Here is a 22,350-nt window from a genome sequence, read left to right as displayed (position 1 = left end):
GGCTTGGTGGGGACAACAGGGCCACTCGAGTCCCAATCGGTGCCCTTGAGGTTCTTGCTCGAGTGGCCCCGTCCTCCACAGGCTTCGTGGGGACAACAGGGCCACTCGAATGAGTGGGTGGCCCGTCCCTGGGGATTCCCGGGCCACTCGAGTGGGTGCGCGGGGGGTCAGCGCGCGGGGTCGGTCCCGTCGGTCCGACCCGCCTGGTCCACCTCGGCGTCCTCAGCAGCCTCGTCCTCGGCGAAGGCGCTCGGGCCGGGCCGACCGGCCTCCTTGGCACGCAGCTTCGCCTCGTGGCGCTCCATCAGCTTCGTGGTCATCTCGTCGCGCATGCCGCGCAGCAACGCATAGGCGATGGCGGCCGAGATCAAGGCCGAGAGACCGATGAGCAGGACCGGATTGTCGCGCAGACCGAACAGCGACAGGGTGAGCAGGACCCCGAAGAAGATGAGCAGTCGGAGCAGGGTGTAGCGGACCACGGGTCACATCCCGGAGTAGTTGTGCATGCCGACGAACGTCGACACGAGGTTGACAAGCGTGAAGTTGATGATGACGCACACGAAGCCGACCAGTGCGATGTACATGGACCGCCGCAGGTCGACGCCAGCGGTCGCCCGCCCGTGCATGTAGGCGGCGTAGACGGTCCAGATGACGAAGGTCCAGACCTCCTTGGGGTCCCACTGCCAGTAGGCACCCCAGGCCTGCTTGGCCCAGATGGAGCCGGCGATCAGGGTGAACGTCCAGAGGATGAAGGCCACCATGTTGAGGCTGTAGGCCGTCCGCTCGAGGGCGGCCGACGAGGGCAGCGACTCGATGAAGCTGCGTTTCGCCGGCGGCTTCTCCTCACGGCGCAGCCGGACGAGGTAGACCATCCCGATGGCGGCGGCGATGGTGAAGAACCCCACGGAGATGAAGGCCACGCCGACGTGGATGGCCAGCCAGTACGACTTGAGGGCCGGCATCAGCTCGCCGGCCTCGGTGTAGAGCACGGCCAGGGACAGGCCGAGGGTCAGCAGCACGGGCGACACGATGAAGACGCCGAGCCACTGCCAGCGGTTGCGCTTCGCGAGCACCGAGTAGGTCAGGCCCACGGCAGCCGCAGACGCCGTCGCGAACTCGAACATGTTGCCCCACGGCGGGCGGGCGACCGCGAAACCGCGCAGCACCACGGAACCCACGAGCAGCGCCGTGGCGAGGTACGTGAGCATCAGGGCGATGTTGCCTCGCTGCCGCGACGCCTCGCTCTCCTGGCCGCTCTCGGTCAGGCCGGCCGCGGACGACACCGGTCCACCCGCAGACGACGACCCTGCCCCCGTGGTCCCCGCGGAGCCGACGAGGACTTCCTCGCGGTCGGCTGTCTCGGTCGCGGCGACCTGCGCCGAACGGGCGGCGAGGTGCCAGGCGAACATGAGCATGGCCAGTGTGTAGGCGATCATCGACGCGTAGAGCGCCATGTTGGCGTTGCTGGCGAGCGCGAGGCTCGCCTCGTCGACGGTGGGGGTCAGCTGAGGGGCCAGGATCGTGGCGATGCTGGGTGTCACGAGCGGTCCGTCCGTTCTGCGTGGGGGTCCTGCGCGGCTGCGCCGATCGCGCGCACGATGGCGGCAAGGCCGGGATCGGCGTCCTTGGAGAGGCCACCGACGGTGACCACGGTAGCGGGTGCGCCTGTGTCCCCCGTCGCCTCTGCCGGGCGCACGCGCACGAAGACTCGACGGCGCTTGACGGTCAGCCCGAGGATCAGCCCGAGCGTGGCGAGGAGCGCGCTCACCAGGCTGATCGGCGCCCCGGGGTCGGTGCGGATCGAGAGTCCCGCGAACCGCTTGACCTCGTCGAAGGTGATCGAGCCGCGCCCACCGGGCAGCTCGAAGGTCTCCCCCGGCTTGAGCCGCACCAGCGTGGGCTGGCCGTCGTCGCCCGGCACCTGGGTCATCTGCTCGGTGTTGAGGGTGTAGACGGACTGCGGCGCGCCGCCGGGGAAGAGGGTGCCCTCCCACACGGAGAGCGCGAGCTCGGGGTTCTGGGCGTCCGGGAAGATGGACACCGGCCCGTTGGCGAAGCTCGGCTCGGCCGTGGGCAGGAAGAACCCGGTGAAGCCGAGCTGCTTGGGGCTGGCCGACGGGACCTTGACGACGCCGACGGACCGGTAGTTGCCGTCCTGCGCGAGGAAGGGAGTCGCCTCGCGGTAGAGGACCTCACCGGCGGCGTCGCGCACCGTGATCACCGGGGTGTAGCCGTTGCCGAGCAGGAAGACGTCGGCCCCCTTGATGACGAGGGGGTGGTTGACGGCGATGTCCGCCTCGCGGGTCGGCCCGCCCGGCTCGTCGGCCACCGTGACGTGTGCGGTGAACTCTCGCGGCGTGCCGAAGGACCGGCCTGGTGTCTCGATGAAGTCCACGTCGAGGTCGTCGAGGGTCATCACGAAGCCAGGCACCGCGTCCTCGCCGACGAGGGGCCCGGGCGAGAAGGTGTTGTAGGTCGTGGCGCTCGAGGCGAAGTCGTCCCCCTCGGGGAGGATGAGGTCCCCGCGCCACCCGAAGAGGTGGCCGACCGCCATGCCGACGATGATGCCGGTCAGGGCGAGGTGGAACAGCAGGTTGCCGCTCTCGCGGAGGTAGCCGGACTCACCGCTCACGGTGGTCGTGTCGTGGCTGTGCACGCGGAACCGCTTGCCGCGCAGGGCAGCCCGGGCCGCCGCCAGAGCCTCGTCCGGAGGCAGCGTGGTGGTGACCTCGACGTGCTCGTCGAGGCGGGCGAGCCGCGCAGGGGCCCTCGGCGGGGTGGAGCGCAGCGCCTTCACGTGCTGTCGCGTCCGGGGCAGGATGCAGCCGATGAGGGACACGAACAGCAGCAGGTAGATGGCGGAGAACCACGGCGACGCATACACGTCGAAGAAGCCGAGGCGGTCGAGCCACGGCCCGGTCGTGGGGTTCTGGGCGAGGTAGTCGGAGACCCGGCCCGCATCGATGTTGCGCTGCGGGAACACCGAGCCCGGCACGGCGGCCACGGAGAGCAGGAGCAGCAGGAAGAGCGCCGTGCGCATGCTGGTCAGCTGGCGCCAGGCCCACCGGGCCAGGCCGAGCGGTCCGAGCTGGGGCAGCTGGGGCTCGCGGGGAGCCGTGGACAACGACGTATGCCGCTGGGCCGGCTCCGCGTCGCGGGTGGCCCGGGTGGTGGGCTCGGTCATCAGATCGCCACCTGGAACGTTGCGATGAAGTTGATCTGGAGCCAGACGATGACGTTCTCCCACAGCCCGGTCACCATGAGGAGGCCGACGATGATGAGCATGACGCCGCCGAAGGTCTGGATGACTCCGCGGTGCCGGCGCAGCCAGTCGCTCGCCCGACCGGCCCGCTCCCACAGCGCCGCCATGAGGACGAACGGCAGGCCGAGGCCGACGGAGTAGATGGTTGCGAGGATGAGGCCTCGGCCGATCGAGCCGGTCTCTGCGGAGATGGGCGCGGCCATGGCCTGGATCGCCCCGAGCGTCGGCCCCCAGCACGGGGACCATCCGACGGCGAAGGCCGCACCGAGCAACGGGGCCCCGAGCAGACCGGCACGGGGACGCCAACCGAGCTGAGCAGCATACGACTTGCCGGCGCCGAGGAAGAGGACACCCATGACGATGACGAGGGCGCCACCGATGCGCAGCAGCAGGCTCTGGTGCTCCCGGAAGGCCACGCCGATGGCCGACAGGGCGGCCGCCGCAATGAGGAAGACCACCGTGAAGCCGGCCACGAAGAGCAGCGCGCCGAGCACGAGCCGGCCGCGGGAGCGCTGCTCGAGCGACTCGTCGGACAGCCCGGTGACGTAGCCGAGGAACCCGGGGACCAGCGGAAGGACGCAGGGCGAGGCGAACGAGACCAACCCCGCAAGCAGCGCGACGAGGGAGGCGAGGACGAGGGATCCGGTCGCGAGGTCGACGTTCACGGGCGGCGGCTGCTCATGCCTGGGGCTCGGCGAGCACGTCGTCGACGAGGGCGATCACCGTGCTCGTCGTGACGGGTCCGGAGACCCGCGCGGCGATCCGGCCCGCCCGGTCGAGGACGAGTGTGGTCGGGGTGGCGGTGGCCTTGCCCTGGAGCGCCAGGATCGGCACGCCCCCGTCGTAGGCGAGGGACGGGTAGGTGACCCTGTTGGCTTTCTGGAAGGCCAACCCCGTCTCCGGGCTCTCCATCTTGTCGAGCCCGATGAACTGCACGTCCAGCCCGTCGGCCTGCACCTGCTCCCACGCCTTCTGCAGGTCGGGGGTCTCCTCGATGCAGGGCGGGCACCACGAACCCCATACGTTGACGACGAAGACCGTGCCGGTCTTGCCCTCCGTCGACCAGGGCTCACCCTCGAGCGTCGTGCCCTCGAGGCGCACCGCGGGGCCGCGGTTGTCGGGGGCGAGCCGCTCGATGGTGCCGTCGCCGGAGACGTAGTTCTTGCGGTCACCGGCCTTGGCCTGGGCGGCCACGGAGTTCGGGTCCTCGGAGCAGGCGGCAAGCGTCGTGACGAGCCCGCCCGCGATCGCCACGGCTCCCCAGCGCAGGGCCGAACGCCGGTCCAGCTCGCCCATCAGGCGCCCACGCTCTTGCTGGCCCGGGCCAGCAGCGAGGCGGCGGGCTCCGAGTAGGCGACCGACTCGAGCTCGCCGTCCTCGTAGGTGAGGGAGGTGAGGGAGGCCAGGGTGCACTCACGCTTGCGGGGGTCGTGCCAGAGCCGCCGGCCCTCGAGCTTGTTGCGCACCGTCCAGACCGGGAGCTGGTGGGAGACGATGACGGCCTCGTGGCCCTCGGCGGCCTGTCGGGCGTCCTCGATGGCGGCGAGCATGCGCGTCGCGATCTCCTCGTAGGCCTCCCCCCACGACGGCTTGACCGGGTTGAGCAGCTGGGGCCAGTGGCTCGGGTGCAGCAGGTCCTTCAGCCCGACCTGCCTGCCCTCGAAGTAGTTGGTCGACTCCAGAACCCGCGGATCCGTGCGGATCTCCACCCCGTGGGACGCAGCGATCGGAGCCGCCGTCTGCTGGGCCCGCTCCAGCGGGGAGGCGATGACGACCGTGATGTCGTTGGGCGCCAGGTGCCGCGCGACGAGCTCGGCCATCTCGCGGCCCAGGTCCGAGAGGTGGTAGCCCTCCAGCCGTCCGTAGAGGACGCCGGTCGGGTTGTGCACCTCGCCGTGCCGCATCAGGTGCACGACCGTGCGCGTCGGCACGTGCGGTCTCGAGTCTGCGGGCCAGGCGGTCATGGCTCCCAGTCTCTCAAACGTCGTGCCCACGTCCGAATCGGCGTTCGGATGGCGCGACGCCGCGCCCTCAGTCCCCCGCCGCCGCGGCGCGCGCCGCAGCCGGCAGGGCGTCGACCACGTGCGCGACGGCGGCGTCGTCGTGGGCAGCGGAGACGAACCAGCTCTCGAACGAGCTCGGCGGCAGGTGCACGCCCTGCTCGAGCATCGAGTGGAAGAACCGACGGAAGGCGTCGACGTCCTGCGTCTTGGCCTCGTCGTAGTTCCGCACCGGACCCTCCCGGAAGAAGATCGAGAACATCGACCCCGCCCACTGCACCGTGTGCGGCACGGACGCGGCGGTGAGGGCCTCCGAGGCCGCGTCGGCGATCGCCCGGGCTGCCACGTCGAGCCGCGCGTAGACCTCGTCGGTGCACCCACGCAGCGTCGCCAGGCCGGCCGCGGAGGCGACCGGGTTTCCCGACAGGGTTCCCGCCTGGTAGACCGGGCCCGCGGGGGCGAGCAGCGCCATGACGTCGGCGCGGCCGCCGAAGGCGGCGGTGGGGAAACCGCCACCCATCACCTTCCCGAAGGTGAACAGGTCAGCCGGCCCAGCGGCATACGGCCCCTCGACGCCGTAGAAACCGGCACGCGAGCAGCGGAAGCCGGTCATCACCTCGTCGCTGATGAGCAGGGCGCCGTGCTCCCGCGTGATCCGCCGCAGGCCCTCGGTGAAGCCGGGATCCGGAGGCACGACGCCCATGTTGCCCGGGGCTGCCTCGGTGATGACCGCTGCGATCTCATGGCCCCGCTCGGCGAACGCCGCCTCGACCGCATCGAGGTCGTTGTAGGGGAGCACGATCGTCTCGCCCGCGCTCGACCGCGGCACGCCCGCGGAGTCGGGAAGTGCGAAGGTCGCCACCCCGGAACCGGCCGAGGCGAGCAGCGCGTCGACGTGCCCGTGATAGCAGCCGGAGAACTTCACGATGACGTCGCGCTGGGTGTAGCCGCGCGCCAAGCGGATCGCCGACATCGTCGCCTCGGTGCCGCTGTTGACGAGGCGCACCTGGTCGACCGGCTCGATGCGGGCGACGATCTCCTCCGCCAGGGCGACCTCGTTCTCCGAGGGCGTGCCGAAGGAGAAGCCGCGGGCGGCCGTCTCCTCGACCGCCCGGAGGACGTCGGGGTGGGCGTGCCCGAGGATCATCGGCCCCCACGAACAGATCAGGTCGACGTAGCGGTTGCCGTCCACGTCGGTGAGCCACGCACCCTTGCCGGAGGCCATGAAGCGCGGGGTCCCGCCGACGGCCCGGAAGGCTCGGACGGGCGAGTTGACACCCCCCGGGATCACGGCGCTCGCCCGGGTCAGGAGGCCCTCCGATCCCCGGAAGCCGTCGCCTGCAGTCGATCCAGAGAGCGCACCTGAAGTCATGGGGCCATTGTCCCAGCGGCCACCCGGTGGGCAGCGGGCGGGTCAGGCGTCGGTCAGCCCCTGGGGGTCGAGGTGGTCACGGACGATGCCCATGGCATCACCGATGGCCTTGAACTGCTCGGCAGTCATGATGTCGACGATGTTGTCGCGAACGCTCTGCACGTGCACCTTGGCGATGTCCTCGACCGCCTGCCGGCCGCTCGGCGTGAGCACCAGCTCGACCCCGCGACGGTCACCGAGGCACTGCTCCCGCGCGACCCAGCCGCGCGCCTCGAGGCGCTTGGCCGTGTGCGTCAGCCGGCTGCGCGACTGGACCACCATCGCGGCGAGCTCGGACATCCGCAGGCGCTGGGAGGGGTGCTCGGAGAGCATCGAGATGATCTCGTACTCGCTCAGCTGGAGGCCCGACTCGTGCAGCGCGTTGTCGAGTGCCGTCTCGAGCAGTCGCGTCCCCCGCAGGATGGCCCGCCAGGACCGCTGCTCGGACTCGCTGAGCCACTTCACGTCGTCAATCACGGACATCACCTCGACCACCCCCTTCGACCGGTTGGAGCGCGCTCAATCCCCGCGGCTGACCAGATCCTAGTTGGCTCGGACGCTCGCGCAGGTCATGACGTGCGGTAAGGAGGCTATCGAATCGCCGGCTCAGCCGAGCCAGTCGGCTGCTTCCAGGGCGAAGTACGTGAGGACGACGTGGGCGCCGGCCCGCCGGATCGACAGGAGCGACTCCAGGGCGGCGGCCCTTCGGTCGATCCAGCCGTTCGCCGCCGCGGCCGAGATCATCGAGTACTCGCCCGACACCTGGTAGGCCGCGACCGGCACCGAGGATCGCTCCGCGGCAGCCGAGACGACGTCGAGGTAGGCCATCGCGGGCTTGACCATCACCAGGTCGGCTCCCTCGGCGAGGTCGAGGTCGATCTCGCGGAGCGACTCGACGATGTTGGCCGGGTCCTGCTGGTAGGTGCGCCGGTCGCCCTCGAGGCTCGACTGGACGGCGTCGCGGAACGGCCCGTAGAAGGCCGAGGCGTACTTGGCGGCGTAGGCGAGCACGACGGTGTCGGTGAAGCCCGCGTCGTCGAGCGCCTCGCGGATCGCGGCCACCTGGCCATCCATCATCCCCGACGGGCCGACGACGTGCGCTCCCGCGCGCGCCTGGGCGACCGCCATCTCGCCGTAGATCTCGAGCGTCGCGTCGTTGTCGACGCGCCCGCGGTCGTCGAGCACGCCGCAGTGACCGTGGTCGGTGAACTCGTCGAGGCACGTGTCGGCCATGACGACGAGATCGTCCCCGACCTCTGCCCGGACCCGCTCCAACGCAACATTGAGTATGCCGCTGGGCTCGGTCCCGCCCGAGCCGCGCGCATCCTTCGTGGTCGGGACCCCGAAGAGCATGATGCCGCCGACCCCGAGGTCGACCGCGCGCCGGGCCTCGGCAGCGAGGGTGTCGAGCGTGTGCTGGACGACCCCGGGCATGCTCTGGATCGGCCGGGGCGAGTCGGCGCCCTCGGCGACGAAGGCCGGCAGGACGAGGTCCTTGGGGTGCAGGCGCGTCTCCGCGACGAGGGCCCGGAGGGCGGGGTTCTGACGCAGCCGGCGCGGTCGTTCGATCATCGGGTGAGGTCCTTGGGTCAGCGGGCTCGGCGCCGCGAGGCGGGCCGCTTGTCGCTCGGTCGCTGGAGGGGCTGACCCGACTCCGCCGCCGCCACCGCCAGGCCGACACCGTGGCCCGCCAGGGCATCGACCAGGCTGATCGCCGATGCCTCGGGGGCGAGAACGTCGACGCTCAGGCCGTGCTCCTCGGCGGTCTTGGCCGTCGCCGGGCCGATGCAGGCCACCACGGTGGCCGCGTGGGGCTTGCCCGCGATGCCGACGAGGTTGCGCACCGTCGAGCTCGACGTGAAGAGGACCGCGTCGTAGTCGCCGCCCTTGATCGCGTCACGAACGTGCTGGGCGGGGGGTGCCGCACGCACCGTCCGGTAGGCGGTGACGTCGTCAACCTCCCAACCCATGTCCCGCAGCCCGGCGACGAGGGTCTCGGTGGCGATGTCCGCCCGCGGGAGCAGGACCCGGTTGATCGGGTCGAGCACCTCGTCGAACTCCGGCCACACCTCGAGGAGCCCGGCGGCCGACTGCTCGCCGCTCGGCACGAGATCCGGGTTGATGCCCCAGTCGCGGAGGGCGTCCGCGGTGACGCCACCGACGGCGGCGACCTTCAGGCCGGCGAAGGCCCGGGCGTCGAGGCCGAGCTCCTCGAAGCGCTCGCGAACCGCGCGCACCGCGTTGGTCGAGGTGAAGCCGATCCACTCGTAGCGCCCGGTGACGAGGCCACGGATCGCCTTCTCCATCTGCTGCGGCGTGCGCGGCGGCTCGACGGAGATGGTCGGCACGACGTCGGCCACCGCGCCGTAGCCGGCCAGCCGGTCGATCATCGGGCCGGCCTGCGCCTGGGTGCGCGGGACGAGGACCTTCCAGCCGAAGAGCGGCTTGGTCTCGAACCACGAGAACTCGTCACGCATCGCGACGTTCGGCGAGACCACAGCAGCGGAGATCTCACCGGTGAGGCGGCCGAGGGTTCCCTCGGCGTCGGCGAGCGTGGTCGTCCACGAGGTCTGGCGCACCGTGGTGCCCTGCTCGACGAGGGCGACCTGCGACTCGGCCGGTCGGCCGCACTCGAGCAGGCCGGTCAGGGCCGCACCGATGGCCTCCGGGGACCCGAGGATGACGAGCGTGTCGTCGTCGGTGCAGTAGCGGGTCAGGTCGTGGCCGGACTGGTCGGCGTTGAGGACGTGCACCGACGACGTGCCCTTGGACGTGAGGGGCACCCCGGCATACGTGGCCACGGCGGTCGCGGCGGAGACACCCGGGACGACGTCGAAGGTGATGCCGGCCTTGCGACAGGCGCGCACCTCCTCGACGAGTCCGTTGAACGTGGCGGGGTCGCCATCCATGAGACGCACGACGATGCCGCCGTTGACCACGGACTTGGCGGCCTTGACGACGAGCTTGGCCCGGACGGCGTGGGTCAGCTCCTGGCCGTTCTCGCCGTGGGCCGCGTCGACGATCTGCACGTCCTCGCGGGTGTGCTGCAGCACGAGGTCCTCGCGCATCAGGCCGTCGAGCACGACGACGTCCGCCGCTGCGAGCAGGTCGCGCGCCCGCACGGTCAGCAGCCCCGGGTCGCCTGGGCCGGACCCGACGAAGGCGACTCGCGCCGGCATCGTCGGGACCGTGGGGGTCGTCGCCGTCTGCTCTGACGGCTGGCGTGTGCGAGTCACGAAACTGGCTCCGAGGGTCGGGATGCGGGGGTGGAGGGCCGGTCGAGGTCGGCGGCGCCGTCCTCGAGCAGGATCTGTGCGAGTCGTCGGCCGAGCGCCTCTGGATCGTCATACCGACCCGTGAGGGACCGACGCAAGTCAATTCGGCCGTCCTCGGTCCCGGCGAAGGCGCGCAGCGACAGCTCGAGCCCCTCCTCGCCGTCGACGACCTCGGCCAGAGCGCCCACCGGGGCCGTGCAGCCGGCCTCGAGGGCGGCGAGCAGGGCCCGCTCGGCCGTGATGCTCGCGCGGGTGTCCGCGTCCTCGAGGATGCCGACGGCAGCGATGACGTCAGGGCGGTCCGCGCGGCACTCGACCGCGAGCGCACCCTGGCCGGGAGCGGGCAGGACCTGGATCGGGTCGAGCACCTCGGTGACGACGTCGAGCCGGCCGAGGCGGGCCAGGCCGGCGCGGGCGAGGATGACGGCGTCGAGCTCACCGGAGCTGACCAGGCGCAGCCGCGTGTCGACGTTGCCGCGGATCGGGCGGATCTCCACGCCGAGTCCGAGGGCGGCGAGCTGAGACGTGCGGCGCGGCGAGCCGGTGCCGATGACGGACCCGGGCGGCAGCTCGCCGAGGGTCAACCCGTCGCGGGCGACGAGGACGTCGCGGCTGTCCTCGCGGGGTGGCACGGCAGCCACGACGAGGCCGGGCTCGGGGGCGGTGGGCAGGTCCTTGAGCGAGTGGACGGCCACGTCGACGCGGCCGTCGGCCAGGGCCTGGCGGATCGCTGCGGCGAAGACACCCGTGCCGCCGATGGTGGTCAGCAACCCGCCGGAGACGTCACCCTCCGTGGTGATCTCGACCAGCTCGACCTCGTGGCCGGCCGCGCGAAGCTGGTCGGCGACCCAGCCGGACTGGGTCGTCGCCAGGGCAGAGCGCCGGGTGCCGAGACGGAGGACCGTCATGAGACTCCTCGCTTGGGTGGTGAGGACACGTTGGCCACATCCTTGGGCTCGAGGTCGAACAGCTCACGCAGCGCAGCCGCGTAGTCCGGACGGTTGGGGTCGACCGCGAACTCCTTGATGCGCGCCGTCGGCGTGTGGAGCAGCTTCTCGACGATGCGGTGCACGGCGCGGCCGATCTCGGCACGGGTCCCGTCGTCGAGGTCGGGCACCTTCTGGTGGAGCCGGTCGAGCTCGGTGGCCACGACGGCGGCCGCCCGAGACCGGAGGGCCGCCACGGTGGGGGCCACCTTCTTCTCGATCCGACGGGTCAGGTAGTCGGCGACCTCGGCGGTCACGAGCTCACCGACGCGGTCGACCTGCTGGAGATCCGCGCGGCCGGCGAGGAGCACCCCGAGCTCCTCGAGGTCGATCACCCGCGCGGTGGCCACCGGCTCGGCCCAGCTGTCCGCCGGGGCGACGTCCCGGGGCAACGCGAGGTCGATGAACACCTGCGGTCGCCCGTCCCGAGCAGCTGCGCTGCGAGCCACGAGCTCCGCGGGGATGACGTGACCGACCGCTCCCGTGCACGTGATGACCAGGTCGCTCGCCAGGATGACGTGCTCCAGCTCGCCCCAGGGGCGGGCCGTGCCGCCGACCGACGCCGCGAGACGCTCGGCGCGAGAGGGCGTCCGGTTGACGACGGTCAGGTCGTTGATTCCGGAGCGTGCCGCGGTGGCCACGGCGAGGCCGCTCATCGCGCCAGCGCCGACGACGGCGGCGCGGCAGCCCGAGAGGTCGCCGAGGACCTTCTCCGCTTCCTCGAGCCCCATCTGGACGAGCGACAGGGAGTGCTGGTCGATGTCCGTCTCGGAGTGGGCCCGCTTGCCCACCCGCAGCGCGTGCTGGAAGAGGGAGTTGAGCGACTCCCCGGCGCGGCCGGTCTGCTGGGCCACGGCGAGCGCGTCCCGCATCTGACCGAGGATCTGGGCCTCTCCGACAGCCATCGAGTCGAGGCCGCAGGCGACGGTGAAGGTGTGCGCCACGGCGCTGTCGTCGAAGCGGACGTAGAGGTGGTCGGCGATGCCCTCGGCCCGGACGGCGAGTTCCTCTGCCGGGTCGGCCGGCCGGACGTCGAGGCCGCAGGGCAGCCCTTCGGGCCGCGTGCCGGCCGCGGTGGCGAGCGCCTCACCGATGGCCGCCACCGCCGGGTGGAAGGCGGGGACCTCGGCGTAGACCTCGAGCCGGTTGCACGTCGACACGACGACGACCTCGGTCGCCGTGGCCGAGGAGAGAACTGTCGACGCGATGTTGGCCGCCCGGTCCGGCGACTCCGCCAGCCCTTCGAGGACGGCGAGCGGCGCCGTGTGGTGGGACAGTCCGATCACCAGCAGGCTCATGTCGCCACCGCCTCGGGGTCTGCAGCGTGGGCCACGCAGCCGTCGAGGGCGTGGGCCGCCCCGACCGGCTGGAGCCCCGCCAGGGCCTTCTGCTGTGCATGGAAGGCAAGGATCTGCAGCTCCGTCGAGAGGTCGACGCGCCGGACGTCGACGTCCTCGGGCACGGAGAGGACCGCTGGAGCGAAGTTGAGGATCGACCGGACGCCGACCTCCACGAGCTCGTCACACACCGTCTGCGCGGCAGCGGCCGGGGTCGCGATCACGCCGATGGCGATGGGATCGGCCCCATGCCGGGAGCGCAGCTCGCGAAAGGGCTGGATCGCCACCCCTGCGACCGTCTCGCCCCGCAAGGCAGGGTCGTCGTCGAAGAGGGCGACGATGCGGAACCCCTTGGTGACGAAACCGGAGTAGGAGGCGAGCGCGTGGCCGAGGTTGCCCATCCCGACGATGGCCACGGGCCAGTCCTGGGTCAACCCGAGAGCGCGGGAGATCTCGAAGGCGAGGGTGTCCACCTCGTAGCCGACGCCGCGGACACCGTAGGACCCCAAGTGGCTCAAGTCCTTGCGCAGCTGGGCCGAGCGCACCCCAACGGCCGCCGACAGCTCCTCTGACGAGACGGACAGCACACCCTGCTCCGCGAGCCGCGAGAGGGATCGAAGGTACTCAGGGAGCCGCGCGACGGTCGCGTCGGGGATCTCGCGACGCACTGCTGGGTCGGCCGACACGCTTGGTCACCGGCTCCTCTCATCTGAGGCGGTCGGGCCCTCGCGGGTTCGCCCGGAAGGCCACGAACGCGGAGCACGTGGGTACCCATTCAGGCTAGACGTTTGTGAACCTATGCACAAAGTGAGCGAGCATTACCTCCACCACATGGACATTGCTGCCACCATGTGCTGCCTGGCTCAGCGTCGTGGGGACTGCAACGCGGCGCGCAGCCTGGCCTCGTCGACCCGCCAGAAGTCATGCCGCTGCCCGTCGACCAGCGTCACGGGGATCTGATCGGCGTACTTGGCGCGCAGCTCGTCGTTGTCGTCGATCGAGCGCTCCTCCCACGACTCACCGAGCTCGCGGGTCACCCGCTCGATGACGAGCTTCGCCTCGTCGCAGAGGTGACAGCCGGGTCGGCCGACCAGGGTGACTCGAGGCTCGCCTGCACGCATGGGCCCATGCTAGGCCTGCGGCGTCGACGCGTCGTTCCAGCGCAGGATGGCCCCGATGCCGTCCTTGGCCTCGAAGGGCTGGGCCACCAGCGACAGCTCGGCACCGACCGGGGCGAGCGCCCAGAGCAGCGCGTCCTCGTCATGGTTGCTCCCGCCGTCCCGCGTGGCCGCGGAGTCCGGCCGCTCCCAGACGTCCGGGTGGAGCAGCACGTGGGCGACCTGGGCCTTTGCGATCGCCGCCTGCACGGCGTCCCAGCCCTCGACGGCCGACCCCGCACCCGTCGCGTCGCCGAACCGTTCGATGAGGCGAGCATCCCGCTCCGCGCGCAGCCGAGCCAGCTCCCGGTCGCGCGCCGTGACCTCAGCGGCCTCGGACGTGCCGGCCGCCCGGCCCCCGGTGTCCAGCCGCACGATGCGGTCGGCCAGCGCGCCCGGCGCCTGCTCCACGAGGTAGGAGGTCATGTGGTCCTCCCCCTCGAGGAACACCACACCGGGCCGGATCCTCCGGACCAGCCGGTCCAGCTCGGCGGCCACCTGCGTGGCGTTGCGCTTCCAGGAGTCCTCCGCCCGAGCCTGGAACCGCCGCTGGGACGCTCCCCCGGCAGCCACCTTGCGAAGCTCGTCATGGTCACCGGTGACGTCCGTCGCGCTGACGAGGGCTCCGGTCGGGTCGATCACCTCGATGTCGGCACCCTCCCGGTCCAGCTTGACCACGGCATACGTCTCCTTGCCGTCGAGGCCCCGGACGACGTCCATGAGCCGCGGGACGGGGCCGAAGGACGCACCCTCGCGACGTGGACGACCCTCGATGCCGATGTCGAGCAGGAGGCTGCCGTTGCTGGCGCAGGCGACGTGCGTGCGCTCCCCCACACCGTTCGCGTCTCCCATCAGGGCCGCGTCGAGGGCATCGAGGGTGGCGTCGTCGGCACCGGATCGCTCGAGGTCCCTGCGGGCAGAGCCCCACGAGGCGAGTCGATGGCTGCGACTGGTCGGATCGATGTTGCTCGCGTCGAGCGTCGCGCAGGCGAAGGGCCCCTCGAGGTCCACCAGGGGTTTGAGCCAGTCGAGTTGCATCGGTGCCTCCAAGAGTCGTCACGAATCGTCACGAGTGGTCTCGGGCTCGTCTCCTCGAGCATCTCCTCAAAACGCTACCCCTCCCGGCCGGCGGGTGCCCACCGAACCGTCGACGGGGTCCACGACCACACCACGGTCCGGACCGTCGCCAAGGCCGTCTCCATCGTCTTCCTGCTCCGTCCGCACCCGCGCGCGACCACGGCTCGGGACGCCGTGACCCACCCAAGGGGTTGACACGTCAGCGACACTGGCGGGATGCACGGCCCCTTGACGGCGCAGTTCAGCCGTCCCAGCACAGCGGCCGCCGGACCTCCGGCGCCGCTGTTTGCTGTGTCGGGAGCCGTCGCCCATCCGGGAGTGGCCCCTGCGTGGCCGCCGAGGTCTGCGCCGTCCTGGCGCACCGCCCTCGACGCGCTCTGGGCGGCCGTCGAGGGGGGCGACACCAGCAGCGCGACCGTCGGGGCCGACTGGGGCGCCCAGCGCCACGGCCCCGATGCCGGCGCCGGGTCGATCCCCGGCCAACGGAGTGTGCCTGGCCCTGCGCCGCGGAGTGCCCGCGACGAAGCCGCGCAGACGCGCATCGAGGCGCTCGTCCGCCTTGCCCAGGAGGGTGACCGCGAGGCCTTCGCCCAGCTCTACGACGCCTACGTCGACACGGTCTTCCGCTACGTGCTCGTCCGCGTGGGCAACCGCCCCCTGGCCGAGGACCTCACCTCGGAGACCTTCATCCGCGCCATGCGTCGCATCGACAGCTTCACGTGGCAGGGCCGCGACATCGCCGCCTGGTTCGTCACCATCGCGCGTAACCTCATCGCCGACCACGTCAAGTCCGCCCGGTTCCGCTTCGAGGTGACGACGGCCGACATGCGTGACGCCGACGAGCAGGTCGACGCACCCGAGGCCGAGGTCCTCGCGCGGCTGCGGGACGAGCGCCTGGTCTCAGCCATCCGCCAGCTCGGTCCCGAGCAGGCGGAGTGCATCACCCTGCGCTTCCTCCAGGGACTCAGCCTGGCCGAGACAGCGAGGGTTCTCGGCAAGTCCGAAGGGGCGGTCAAGCAGCTCCAGCTGCGCGCCACGCGAGCCCTGCGCAAGTCGCTGGAGGGAGTGGAGCTCTGACCGCGTAACCCCGGCCCACCCCTCGTCGTTTGCCGCACGCCGGGCGTCCCCGACCACCGCACCCCTCGACGGACCACTCACCAGACCACCCACCAAACCCACCCACCAGACCACCCACCAGACCTGGAGCAGCGCATGGACCTCGGCCCCGGCACGGACGCCGACCTCCTCCAGCGTGCCCTCGACGGCGAGCCGGTCGAGCGCCCGGGCATCGTCGAGCTGGTCACCGTGCTCCACGCCATCGAGGCGGTCGACCAGACGCGGCTGGCGCCGCGCGCGGAGTTCGTCTCGAACCTGCGGGAGCGTCTGCTCTCCGAGGCGCACCCCATCGCGGCCACTTCCACCGCGGACACCGCCGTGGACACCACCGTGGACACCACCGTGGACACCGCCGTGGATGTCCCCGACCTGCGGACCACTCCTGAGGGCGCCTCCGTCTCCGTCCTGCGGGTGTCGCGCCCGCTGCGTCACCTCGCGGCTGCGGCTGCCGCCGTCATCCTGCTGGCAGGCGGCCTCGGCGTCATGTCGCGGCAGGCGGCCCCCGGCGACCTGCTCTATCCGATCAAGCAGGTTCTCGACCGGGCTGCGGTCCAGCTCGCTGGCAGCACGCTCGACGCCGGGCTGACCCACGTCGCGCAGGCCGAGCAGCATGTCGCCGAGGCCCGCGAGCTGATCGACCGCGGCGACGTGGTCGCCGAGGACCTGTCGGTGGCCTTCGACGCCGCCGCACAGTCGACGACGTCGGCGCGGGCGCTTCTCCTCGAGGTCTACCGCACCGAGGGACGGCCCGAGGCGCTGACCTCGCTGGCCGACTTCGTCGCGCGCACGCTGCCGCAGGTCGAGGCGATGCGCCCCGCCGTCCCGGCCGGCGCCGTTCCCGCGTGGGAGCGGCTCCACGGGCTGCTCGCCCAGACCCAGCTGGAGTCCCTGCGCGAGCTCACCGCCTGCTCAGCGTGCGGTGAGCGGGCGGCCGCGGCCGAGCTTCAGCTCGAGCTGCTGCTCGGTGGCTCCGGCGTCGCGACTCCCGGCCTGACGGTCGGTCCCGTGGTTCCTCCGGCCGCCGGGCTCCCCGGCGCACCGGAAGCCACCGTCCCGGCGCCGCTGCCGACCGAGGGGACGCCGCTCCCCGGAGTGAGCGTCGCCCCGCCACCAGCCACGATCGGCTCGGCCACCGTGAGCCTGCCCGGGGTCGGCATCACGACGAGCGACGCGACCGTGGGTGGGGGCGGGGTCACACTGCCCAGCGCGACCATCAGCCTGCCGACGATCGGGCTGTCCTCGACCGTGGCGGTCGGGGGTGGCGGCGTGACCCTCTCCGACACCACCCTCTCCGACACCACCCTCACCGCTCCGAGCCTGTCCGTGGACCTCGATCCCACGCTCCCCTGAGCCGCGATCGAGCGCGACGCGGCCGTCAGATGAAGACGGACCGTCGCTGCATGAGCAGGCTGTAGAGCGTCTGCTGGATCGTCTCGCGCACCTGGTCGGTGAGGTCGAAGACGAGCATCGGGTCGTCCGCCGCCTCCGGGCCGAAGGCCGTGGTGTCGATTGGCGGGCCGAACTCGATGAGCCACTTGCTCGGCAGCGGGATGGCACCGAGGGGCCCCAGCCAGGGGAAGGTCGGAGTGATCGGCACGTAGGGCAGGCCGAGGAGACGGGCGAGCGTCGGCATGTTGCCGATCATCGGGTAGATCTCCTCGGCGCCCACGATGGAGCAGGGCACGATCGGCACGCCCGCGCGCAGGGCTGCGGCGACGAAGCCGCCTCGCCCGAACCTCTGGAGCTTGTAGCGATCGCTGAACGGCTTGCCGACGCCCTTGAACCCCTCGGGCCAGACGCCGACGAGGTGCCCGCCAGCGAGCAGCCGCTCGGCGTCCGTGTTGGCGGCGAGCGTCGATCCGGAGCGCCGGGCGATCGGCCCGACGAACGGGGTCTGGAAGACGAGGTCCGCACCCAGCATCCGCAGGTGGCGGTGGCGCGGGTGCTCGTCGTAGACGGCGACCTGGGTCATCAGCGAGTCCATGGCGACCGTGCCGGAGTGGTTCGCCACGACGAGGGCACCACCGGTGTCGGGAATGTTGTCGATGCCCTTCACCTCGACGCGGAACCACGACTTGTAGAGCGGCCGCAGGATGGGCAGGTGGACGTGCGTGGTGTAGTCCTCGTCGAAGCCGAACTCGTCGACCGTGTAGTCGCCCGTCAGCCTCCTGCGCACGTAGGCGAGGGTCTCGGCCACCTGGCGCTCGACCTCTTCCGCGGGGACGCCGGCGGCCGTCGCCGCGGCACGGAGCAGGTTGACCGCGAGCTCCACGAGCTCCGCCGGCCCGGGTCGGGCCTCGGAGGAGAACTCGGCGGCCTCGAGCACGGCACCGACGATCCGCTCCGCCGTGTGTTGCAGCCCTTCCGCGAGGCCCGCCGGTCCTGTGGCGGGCTCCGGCGCCGAGTCCGTATGCCGCTGGGCCGGCTCCGCGAGCAGCGCCACCTTCTCGTCGGGGGCAGGTAGCGACGGCACCGGACGCAAGGCTCGCTCCCGAGCCCGTTGCTCGCGCCGATCCCGGATCGCCCTGCGCGGTGGTCGCTTCCGGGTCGGGGTGCCCGCAGACCGGTCCTTTTCGGCTGTTGCGTCGCCGGCGACCGGAAGGCTGGCGTCCTCCGGCAGGGCGGCCGTGGCGTCGCGCCGCGCCGCACTGACCTCCAGCGGCGTTGCACTGGTGATCAAGGGGGTGCCGGACCGTCGGCGCCGCTCGCCGGTGGCCCGAGCGGCTCCGGCCGCGAAGGCGGAGCGCGAGGCCGGCACTGGTCGAACGGCGGCCTCGGCCTCCGCGGCCTGCGTGCCGGCGGCCTTCGTGGGGGCAGCCGCCTTCTTCGCCCCGGGGGTCTTCTTCGGAGCAGCCGCCCTCTTCGGTGCAGCCGCCCTCTTCGGTGCAGCCGCCCTCTTCGGTGCAGCCGCCTTCTTCGGCCCGGCGGCCTTCTTCGGGGACTGCTTCGCGGCCGTCACTGGGAGAGCCTCTCGAAGACGCGCGCCAGGGCTGCCGCGCCGCCACCGGCCGCGCCGGTGACCGCCCCGGTCACGGCCTCGCCGACGCCCTCGACGTCCGCGACGACGGAGTGGACGCCGGCGGCGAAGGCCTCGAAGGCCGCGCGCGTGGAGTAGCGCGGCTCGAACTCGAGCACGTGGCGCATCCGGGTCGTGTCCAGCCCCCGGCCGAAGGCGAGGAACGCCACCTGATCGGGCGAGAAGTCCGCAAGGCCGCTGCGTTTGACGATGTTGCCGATCAGGCCTGCGGTCGCGAGCGGAACCGGGAGGACCGGGCGGCGCACCATCGCGAGGCACTGGAGGAGCGTGAGGAAGCCGTCCCCGGCCACGTTGACGATGCCGACGGAAGGCCCAGTCGTGGCCGTGACGAGAGCAGCGATGGCGTCGTCCTCGTGGAGGAACTGGAGCCTGGCGTCGTAGCCCAGCGGCACCGGGATGAGCGGGAGCGTGAAGTAGTCGGTCACGGCGGTGCGGATCTGGGGGCCGATGACGTTGGCCAGCCGGAGCATGGTGATCTCGACGTCGGGGCGGCGCCGCGAGAACCCTCGGACGTAGCCCTCGACCTCGATGGAGTCCTTGCCGAACCCGCTGCGGGGGGTCGACTTGGCATTCATGTCCTCGGCGAACATCGCGGGGTCCCGCGGCGAGGACCCATAGATGGCGGCCGACGACTTGACGACGAGGCGCTGGACCGAGGGCGCCTTCTGGCACGCGGCGAGCAGCTGCATGGTGCCGATGACGTTGATCTCCTTCTGCGTCACCCGCCCGCCCGTGTCCTTCGGAGTCGCGATGACGTTCATGTGGACGACCGTGTCGACCTCGGCCTGGTTCATGATCCGCCCGATCATCGGGTTGCGGATGTCGGCGCGGACGAACTCGGCTCGGCCGATCGAGTGCCTCGGGGGGATCACGTCGACCCCGAGGATCCGCTCGATGCCGGGGTCGGCGCTCAGGCGGCGCGCGTAGAGACCCCCGAGATAGCGGGACACGCCGGTGACGAGCACGATCCTGGCCATCGGCTCCTCCTGTCTGCGCGCGTCATGGCGGACGGGGGCCGACCAGCCCCCCGGCGGTCATTGCGTGGACTTCGACACCACCCTATCCACGCGCAGGCCGCGTTGCGGACTCCGGTCCGTGATGTCGGTGACGCGCGGGGGCGAGCCGGCGGGTCAGGCAGCCGGCGCCGGACAGCAGTCGACCCCCGCCTGAGAGGCGAGGGTCGAGACGTGCGGGCCAGGCCCGCTACCTGTGCGAGTCAGGTCACTTCTTGTTACGACGCTGGTGACGCGTCTTGCGAAGCAGCTTGCGGTGCTTCTTCTTCGCCATCCGCTTCCGGCGCTTCTTGATGACAGAGCCCATGGTTGTCCTTGATCCGTTGACGGTGCTGTGTGCCGACCTGCGCCGACCACCCGTCAATCAGGAAAGTCGACTCCTCGAGCCGAGCCGAGGGCCAAGCGTAGCGTGTCGGCGGGGCTGACCCAAAAGGAGCGGCCTCGAAAGAGCAGTTTCTCCCCATGGGGGTCGGGGTCGACCCGAGCCCGAGAGGGAGAAACTGCTCCTTCAACCTGTCACGCGGTGTCGATGAACGACTGCTGCAGGTACTTGTGCACAGCATCCTCCGGGACCCGGAAGGAGCGCCCGACCCGGACGGCGGGCAGCTCGCCGCCGTGGACGAGCCGATACACCGTCATCTTTGACACGCGCATGATCGAGGCGACCTCGGCAACGGTCAGGAACCGCACCTCGGCGAGCTGACGCTCATTCGACATGTGATACCTCGATCTCTCCGACACACGCATGTCGCCGGCTTCCCCTCCGGCGAAACATCACACGGGTGCAGAAAGCAACATTAGAGGCTCCTGTGACTGGAGGGGAAGAGTGAAGAGCGCCTCGTCGTCCCGGCGCAAGTCGACACGCCGTGTCCACTGCAGACAAAGATGGCCGTATGCCGCTGGGCGCAGGCCCGCGCAGACGCGCGGGCCCGCGTCACACCACTGCCCCGCGCGCCACGAGCTGCCTTGGGACACAAAGGGTCACGGCATGATCCGGTGCAGGTCCCGCGGGAACAGCGCAACCTCCCGGACGTTCTTCGCCCCGGTGAGACGAGCCACCCAACGCTCCAGGCCGATCGCGAAGCCGCCGTGCGGTGGCATCCCGTGCTCGAACGCGGCGAGGTAGCCGGCGAGCGTCGCAGGGTCCTGGCCGGCCCGCTCGAGGGCGGCCCGGTAGTCGCTCGGACGATGGAGCCGCTGGCCTCCGGTCGTCAGCTCCAGGCCTCGGAACAGCAGGTCGAAGGAGTTCGACCCCTCGAAACCATCGCCACCCGGCTCAGCCAGACGGGCCTGACGGGGGTGCATGGGGGACGAAGCCGCCCATGGGTGCGTGTAGAAGGGCCGCTTCGCCATCGGGTAGCCCTCCACGGCAAGGAAGTCCGAGCCGTGGGTGGTCAGGGCCCACTCGCCCAGCGCCCTCTCGTGCGCCGGGCTGAGGTCGGGCTCGGCCGGGTCGGCGCCCACGAGCTCCAAGGCGTCCGCGAAGTGGATCACGGGGAACTCCTCCGGCACCCGGGGCAGGTCCACGTGAAGGAGCGAAGCGGCCTCAGCGGCATACGACTCGATGGCCTCCACCATCCCGGCGAGGGCAGCCCGGAGGATGACGAGCACGTCGCGGTGGTCCCGGATGAAACCGAGCTCCGCGTCGAGCGAGGTGTACTGCGCCAGGTGACGAACGGTGTCGTGCGGCTCCGCCCGGAAGACCGGACCCACCTCGAAGACCCGCTCGAACACTCCGACCAGCATCTGCTTGTAGAGCTGCGGCGACTGGGCGAGGTAGGCCGGGCGGCCGAAGTAGTCGACCTCGAAGACGTTGGCCCCCGACTCGGTGGCGCCGCCGACGAGCTTCGGCGTCGCGATCTCCGTGAAGTCGAGAGCGGTGAGCGCCGAGCGGAAGCCGCGCAACGAGGCACTCGCGATCTCCCACGCCGCTCGGTGCCGTGGATGCCGGAGCGTCACGGCCGCATGGTCGAGATGCGTCGCCAGCCCGGCCCCGAACGTCGGTCGCCACAGCTCGACCGGAGGCGCGACGGCAGGCTCCGTCAGCGCAGTGAACGTCGGCTCCACCAGCTCCGCCCCTCCAGGGGCCGCGGGGTTGAGCGACACGGTGCCCGTGACCTCGACCGTCGTCTCCTCAGGTATGCCGCTGAGCCGGCTGATCGTCTCTGCGTCCTTGACGACGACCTGGGTCAGACCCGTCCGGTCCCGCACCACGACGAACGTCACCGACGCGAGCGTGCGGCGCCGGTGCACCCAGCCCGCGATGCACGCCGGGGAGCCGTCGGGCAGGGATGCGAGGTCGCGTGCGAGGACTCGCTGATGGATGTCGGTCGGTTGATGGGTCGGTTGCATTCCTTCACCTCCTGGGATGTTGCCCCGGAGGTGCGGGCGATGGGGAGAGTCGCTGTGCCACCACACCTTCGCCGCCGCATGATCGCGGTCGGCCTCTTGGTCACGCTCGGCTCAGGATCGTCAGGCCCGTCAACGCCGTACATCCATGGTGCCAGATCCGAGCGCACCCTCTCGCCACTTTTACAGGGTGCATGGCGTCCGGCATCAGACGTCAGTCGACGTTCAGTCGAACCCTTGCGACCGACTCCTCGGCGCTCCGATCCTCCCTCGCTGGCGCTCGGTCGATTCTCACGCCGTCGTCGTCAGTCGAACCTTTCCGACCGACTC

22 protein-coding genes are annotated in these 22,350 nt (G+C 71.3%); 2 read left to right on the top strand and 20 right to left on the bottom strand.

Annotation, left to right across the window (positions count from 1 at the left end; all coding sequences use genetic code 11):
- Positions 1-167 precede the first annotated feature (167 nt).
- The 15 genes from OO014_RS04140 to OO014_RS04070 form a co-directional block, all read right to left on the bottom strand.
- Complete coding sequence (locus tag OO014_RS04140) at positions 168-479, bottom strand: DUF4229 domain-containing protein (protein ID WP_272461010.1); 312 nt, start codon at positions 477-479, stop codon at positions 168-170.
- Positions 480-482: 3 nt separating this feature from the next.
- Entirely contained in the window at positions 483-1,541 is a 1,059-nt protein-coding gene (gene ccsB / locus OO014_RS04135) for a c-type cytochrome biogenesis protein CcsB (protein WP_272461009.1), read from the bottom strand.
- The gene (gene resB / locus OO014_RS04130; protein ID WP_272461008.1) at positions 1,538-3,184 is read right to left on the bottom strand and encodes a cytochrome c biogenesis protein ResB; all 1,647 of its coding nucleotides are present in this window, start codon (positions 3,182-3,184) and stop codon (positions 1,538-1,540) included. Before resB ends, ccsB begins: the two co-directional genes overlap by 4 nt.
- Complete coding sequence (locus tag OO014_RS04125; protein ID WP_272461007.1) at positions 3,184-3,927, bottom strand: cytochrome c biogenesis CcdA family protein; 744 nt, start codon at positions 3,925-3,927, stop codon at positions 3,184-3,186. Before OO014_RS04125 ends, resB begins: the two co-directional genes overlap by 1 nt.
- Before the next feature lie 13 nt (positions 3,928-3,940).
- Entirely contained in the window at positions 3,941-4,558 is a 618-nt protein-coding gene (locus OO014_RS04120; protein WP_272461006.1) for a TlpA family protein disulfide reductase, read from the bottom strand.
- On the bottom strand, positions 4,558-5,226 hold the full coding sequence (locus OO014_RS04115) for a histidine phosphatase family protein (protein WP_272461005.1): 669 nt from the start codon (positions 5,224-5,226) through the stop codon (positions 4,558-4,560). The genes OO014_RS04120 and OO014_RS04115 overlap by 1 nt, the downstream gene beginning before the upstream one ends.
- Positions 5,227-5,293: 67 nt before the next feature.
- Positions 5,294-6,634, bottom strand: coding sequence for a glutamate-1-semialdehyde 2,1-aminomutase (hemL, locus tag OO014_RS04110; protein ID WP_272461004.1), 1,341 nt, complete (start codon positions 6,632-6,634; stop codon positions 5,294-5,296).
- Positions 6,635-6,676: 42 nt separating this feature from the next.
- Positions 6,677-7,156 (bottom strand): MarR family winged helix-turn-helix transcriptional regulator, encoded by a 480-nt coding sequence (locus OO014_RS04105; RefSeq protein ID WP_272461003.1) that lies wholly within the window; start codon positions 7,154-7,156, stop codon positions 6,677-6,679.
- Between the two features lie 123 nt (positions 7,157-7,279).
- Positions 7,280-8,245 carry a porphobilinogen synthase gene (gene hemB / locus OO014_RS04100; protein ID WP_272461002.1) on the bottom strand — a complete coding sequence of 322 codons (966 nt, stop codon included), beginning with the start codon at positions 8,243-8,245 and terminating at the stop codon, positions 7,280-7,282.
- Positions 8,246-8,262: 17 nt separating this feature from the next.
- Positions 8,263-9,852 carry a uroporphyrinogen-III synthase gene (locus OO014_RS04095; protein ID WP_272461001.1) on the bottom strand — a complete coding sequence of 530 codons (1,590 nt, stop codon included), beginning with the start codon at positions 9,850-9,852 and terminating at the stop codon, positions 8,263-8,265.
- Between the two features lie 53 nt (positions 9,853-9,905).
- Positions 9,906-10,856 (bottom strand): hydroxymethylbilane synthase, encoded by a 951-nt coding sequence (hemC, locus tag OO014_RS04090; protein WP_272461000.1) that lies wholly within the window; start codon positions 10,854-10,856, stop codon positions 9,906-9,908.
- Positions 10,853-12,232, bottom strand: coding sequence for a glutamyl-tRNA reductase (hemA, locus tag OO014_RS04085; RefSeq protein ID WP_272460999.1), 1,380 nt, complete (start codon positions 12,230-12,232; stop codon positions 10,853-10,855). The genes hemC and hemA overlap by 4 nt, the downstream gene beginning before the upstream one ends.
- The gene (locus OO014_RS04080; protein WP_272460998.1) at positions 12,229-12,957 is read right to left on the bottom strand and encodes a redox-sensing transcriptional repressor Rex; all 729 of its coding nucleotides are present in this window, start codon (positions 12,955-12,957) and stop codon (positions 12,229-12,231) included. Before OO014_RS04080 ends, hemA begins: the two co-directional genes overlap by 4 nt.
- A gap of 177 nt (positions 12,958-13,134) precedes the next feature.
- Positions 13,135-13,392, bottom strand: coding sequence for a glutaredoxin family protein (locus tag OO014_RS04075; RefSeq protein ID WP_272460997.1), 258 nt, complete (start codon positions 13,390-13,392; stop codon positions 13,135-13,137).
- A 9-nt stretch (positions 13,393-13,401) separates the two neighbouring features.
- The gene (locus tag OO014_RS04070; protein WP_272460996.1) at positions 13,402-14,466 is read right to left on the bottom strand and encodes a Vms1/Ankzf1 family peptidyl-tRNA hydrolase; all 1,065 of its coding nucleotides are present in this window, start codon (positions 14,464-14,466) and stop codon (positions 13,402-13,404) included.
- 255 nt (positions 14,467-14,721) lie between these two features.
- On the opposite strand from OO014_RS04070, the gene OO014_RS04065 reads away from it, so the two are divergent.
- The gene (locus OO014_RS04065; protein WP_272460995.1) at positions 14,722-15,582 is read left to right on the top strand and encodes an RNA polymerase sigma factor; all 861 of its coding nucleotides are present in this window, start codon (positions 14,722-14,724) and stop codon (positions 15,580-15,582) included.
- A gap of 135 nt (positions 15,583-15,717) precedes the next feature.
- Positions 15,718-16,971 (top strand): hypothetical protein, encoded by a 1,254-nt coding sequence (locus OO014_RS04060; RefSeq protein WP_272460994.1) that lies wholly within the window; start codon positions 15,718-15,720, stop codon positions 16,969-16,971.
- Positions 16,972-16,996: 25 nt separating this feature from the next.
- Here the strand turns inward: OO014_RS04060 and OO014_RS04055 are convergent, their stop codons facing one another.
- From OO014_RS04055 to aspS, 5 genes are all read right to left on the bottom strand, one after another.
- Positions 16,997-18,580 (bottom strand): lysophospholipid acyltransferase family protein, encoded by a 1,584-nt coding sequence (locus OO014_RS04055; RefSeq protein ID WP_272460993.1) that lies wholly within the window; start codon positions 18,578-18,580, stop codon positions 16,997-16,999.
- Positions 18,577-19,635: an NAD-dependent epimerase/dehydratase family protein gene (locus OO014_RS04050; protein ID WP_272460992.1), complete on the bottom strand. Its 1,059-nt coding sequence runs from the start codon at positions 19,633-19,635 to the stop codon at positions 18,577-18,579. Before OO014_RS04050 ends, OO014_RS04055 begins: the two co-directional genes overlap by 4 nt.
- 244 nt (positions 19,636-19,879) lie before the next feature.
- Positions 19,880-19,978: a 30S ribosomal protein bS22 gene (locus OO014_RS04045; protein WP_003792170.1), complete on the bottom strand. Its 99-nt coding sequence runs from the start codon at positions 19,976-19,978 to the stop codon at positions 19,880-19,882.
- Positions 19,979-20,187: 209 nt separating this feature from the next.
- Positions 20,188-20,388 (bottom strand): helix-turn-helix domain-containing protein, encoded by a 201-nt coding sequence (locus OO014_RS04040; RefSeq protein WP_272460991.1) that lies wholly within the window; start codon positions 20,386-20,388, stop codon positions 20,188-20,190.
- Positions 20,389-20,652: 264 nt separating this feature from the next.
- Positions 20,653-22,023 carry an aspartate--tRNA(Asn) ligase gene (gene aspS / locus OO014_RS04035; protein WP_272460990.1) on the bottom strand — a complete coding sequence of 457 codons (1,371 nt, stop codon included), beginning with the start codon at positions 22,021-22,023 and terminating at the stop codon, positions 20,653-20,655.
- Between the last annotated feature and the right edge of the window lie 327 nt (positions 22,024-22,350).

Origin of the sequence: Intrasporangium calvum, assembly GCF_028446585.1 — a bacterium.
Lineage (GTDB): Bacteria > Actinomycetota > Actinomycetes > Actinomycetales > Dermatophilaceae > Intrasporangium > Intrasporangium calvum_A.
The sequence above is the reverse complement of the archived record's forward strand: the minus strand, read 5'-3'. Positions and strand labels throughout refer to the sequence as shown.

What these genes read in the sequence shown, in the direction of transcription:
- OO014_RS04060 (WP_272460994.1), top strand. Translation starts at nt 15,718, where the DNA reads ATGGACCTCGGCCCCGGCACGGACGCCGACCTCCTCCAGCGTGCCCTC.
- OO014_RS04045 (WP_003792170.1), bottom strand. Translation starts at nt 19,978, where the DNA reads ATGGGCTCTGTCATCAAGAAGCGCCGGAAGCGGATGGCGAAGAAGAAG.
- OO014_RS04115 (WP_272461005.1), bottom strand. Translation starts at nt 5,226, where the DNA reads ATGACCGCCTGGCCCGCAGACTCGAGACCGCACGTGCCGACGCGCACG.
- OO014_RS04075 (WP_272460997.1), bottom strand. Translation starts at nt 13,392, where the DNA reads ATGCGTGCAGGCGAGCCTCGAGTCACCCTGGTCGGCCGACCCGGCTGT.
- OO014_RS04040 (WP_272460991.1), bottom strand. Translation starts at nt 20,388, where the DNA reads ATGTCGAATGAGCGTCAGCTCGCCGAGGTGCGGTTCCTGACCGTTGCC.
- hemA (WP_272460999.1), bottom strand. Translation starts at nt 12,232, where the DNA reads ATGAGCCTGCTGGTGATCGGACTGTCCCACCACACGGCGCCGCTCGCC.
- hemL (WP_272461004.1), bottom strand. Translation starts at nt 6,634, where the DNA reads ATGACTTCAGGTGCGCTCTCTGGATCGACTGCAGGCGACGGCTTCCGG.
- OO014_RS04065 (WP_272460995.1), top strand. Translation starts at nt 14,722, where the DNA reads ATGCACGGCCCCTTGACGGCGCAGTTCAGCCGTCCCAGCACAGCGGCC.
- OO014_RS04120 (WP_272461006.1), bottom strand. Translation starts at nt 4,558, where the DNA reads ATGGGCGAGCTGGACCGGCGTTCGGCCCTGCGCTGGGGAGCCGTGGCG.
- resB (WP_272461008.1), bottom strand. Translation starts at nt 3,184, where the DNA reads ATGACCGAGCCCACCACCCGGGCCACCCGCGACGCGGAGCCGGCCCAG.
- OO014_RS04095 (WP_272461001.1), bottom strand. Translation starts at nt 9,852, where the DNA reads ATGCCGGCGCGAGTCGCCTTCGTCGGGTCCGGCCCAGGCGACCCGGGG.
- aspS (WP_272460990.1), bottom strand. Translation starts at nt 22,023, where the DNA reads ATGCAACCGACCCATCAACCGACCGACATCCATCAGCGAGTCCTCGCA.
- OO014_RS04050 (WP_272460992.1), bottom strand. Translation starts at nt 19,635, where the DNA reads ATGGCCAGGATCGTGCTCGTCACCGGCGTGTCCCGCTATCTCGGGGGT.
- OO014_RS04070 (WP_272460996.1), bottom strand. Translation starts at nt 14,466, where the DNA reads ATGCAACTCGACTGGCTCAAACCCCTGGTGGACCTCGAGGGGCCCTTC.
- hemC (WP_272461000.1), bottom strand. Translation starts at nt 10,856, where the DNA reads ATGACGGTCCTCCGTCTCGGCACCCGGCGCTCTGCCCTGGCGACGACC.
- OO014_RS04105 (WP_272461003.1), bottom strand. Translation starts at nt 7,156, where the DNA reads ATGTCCGTGATTGACGACGTGAAGTGGCTCAGCGAGTCCGAGCAGCGG.
- hemB (WP_272461002.1), bottom strand. Translation starts at nt 8,245, where the DNA reads ATGATCGAACGACCGCGCCGGCTGCGTCAGAACCCCGCCCTCCGGGCC.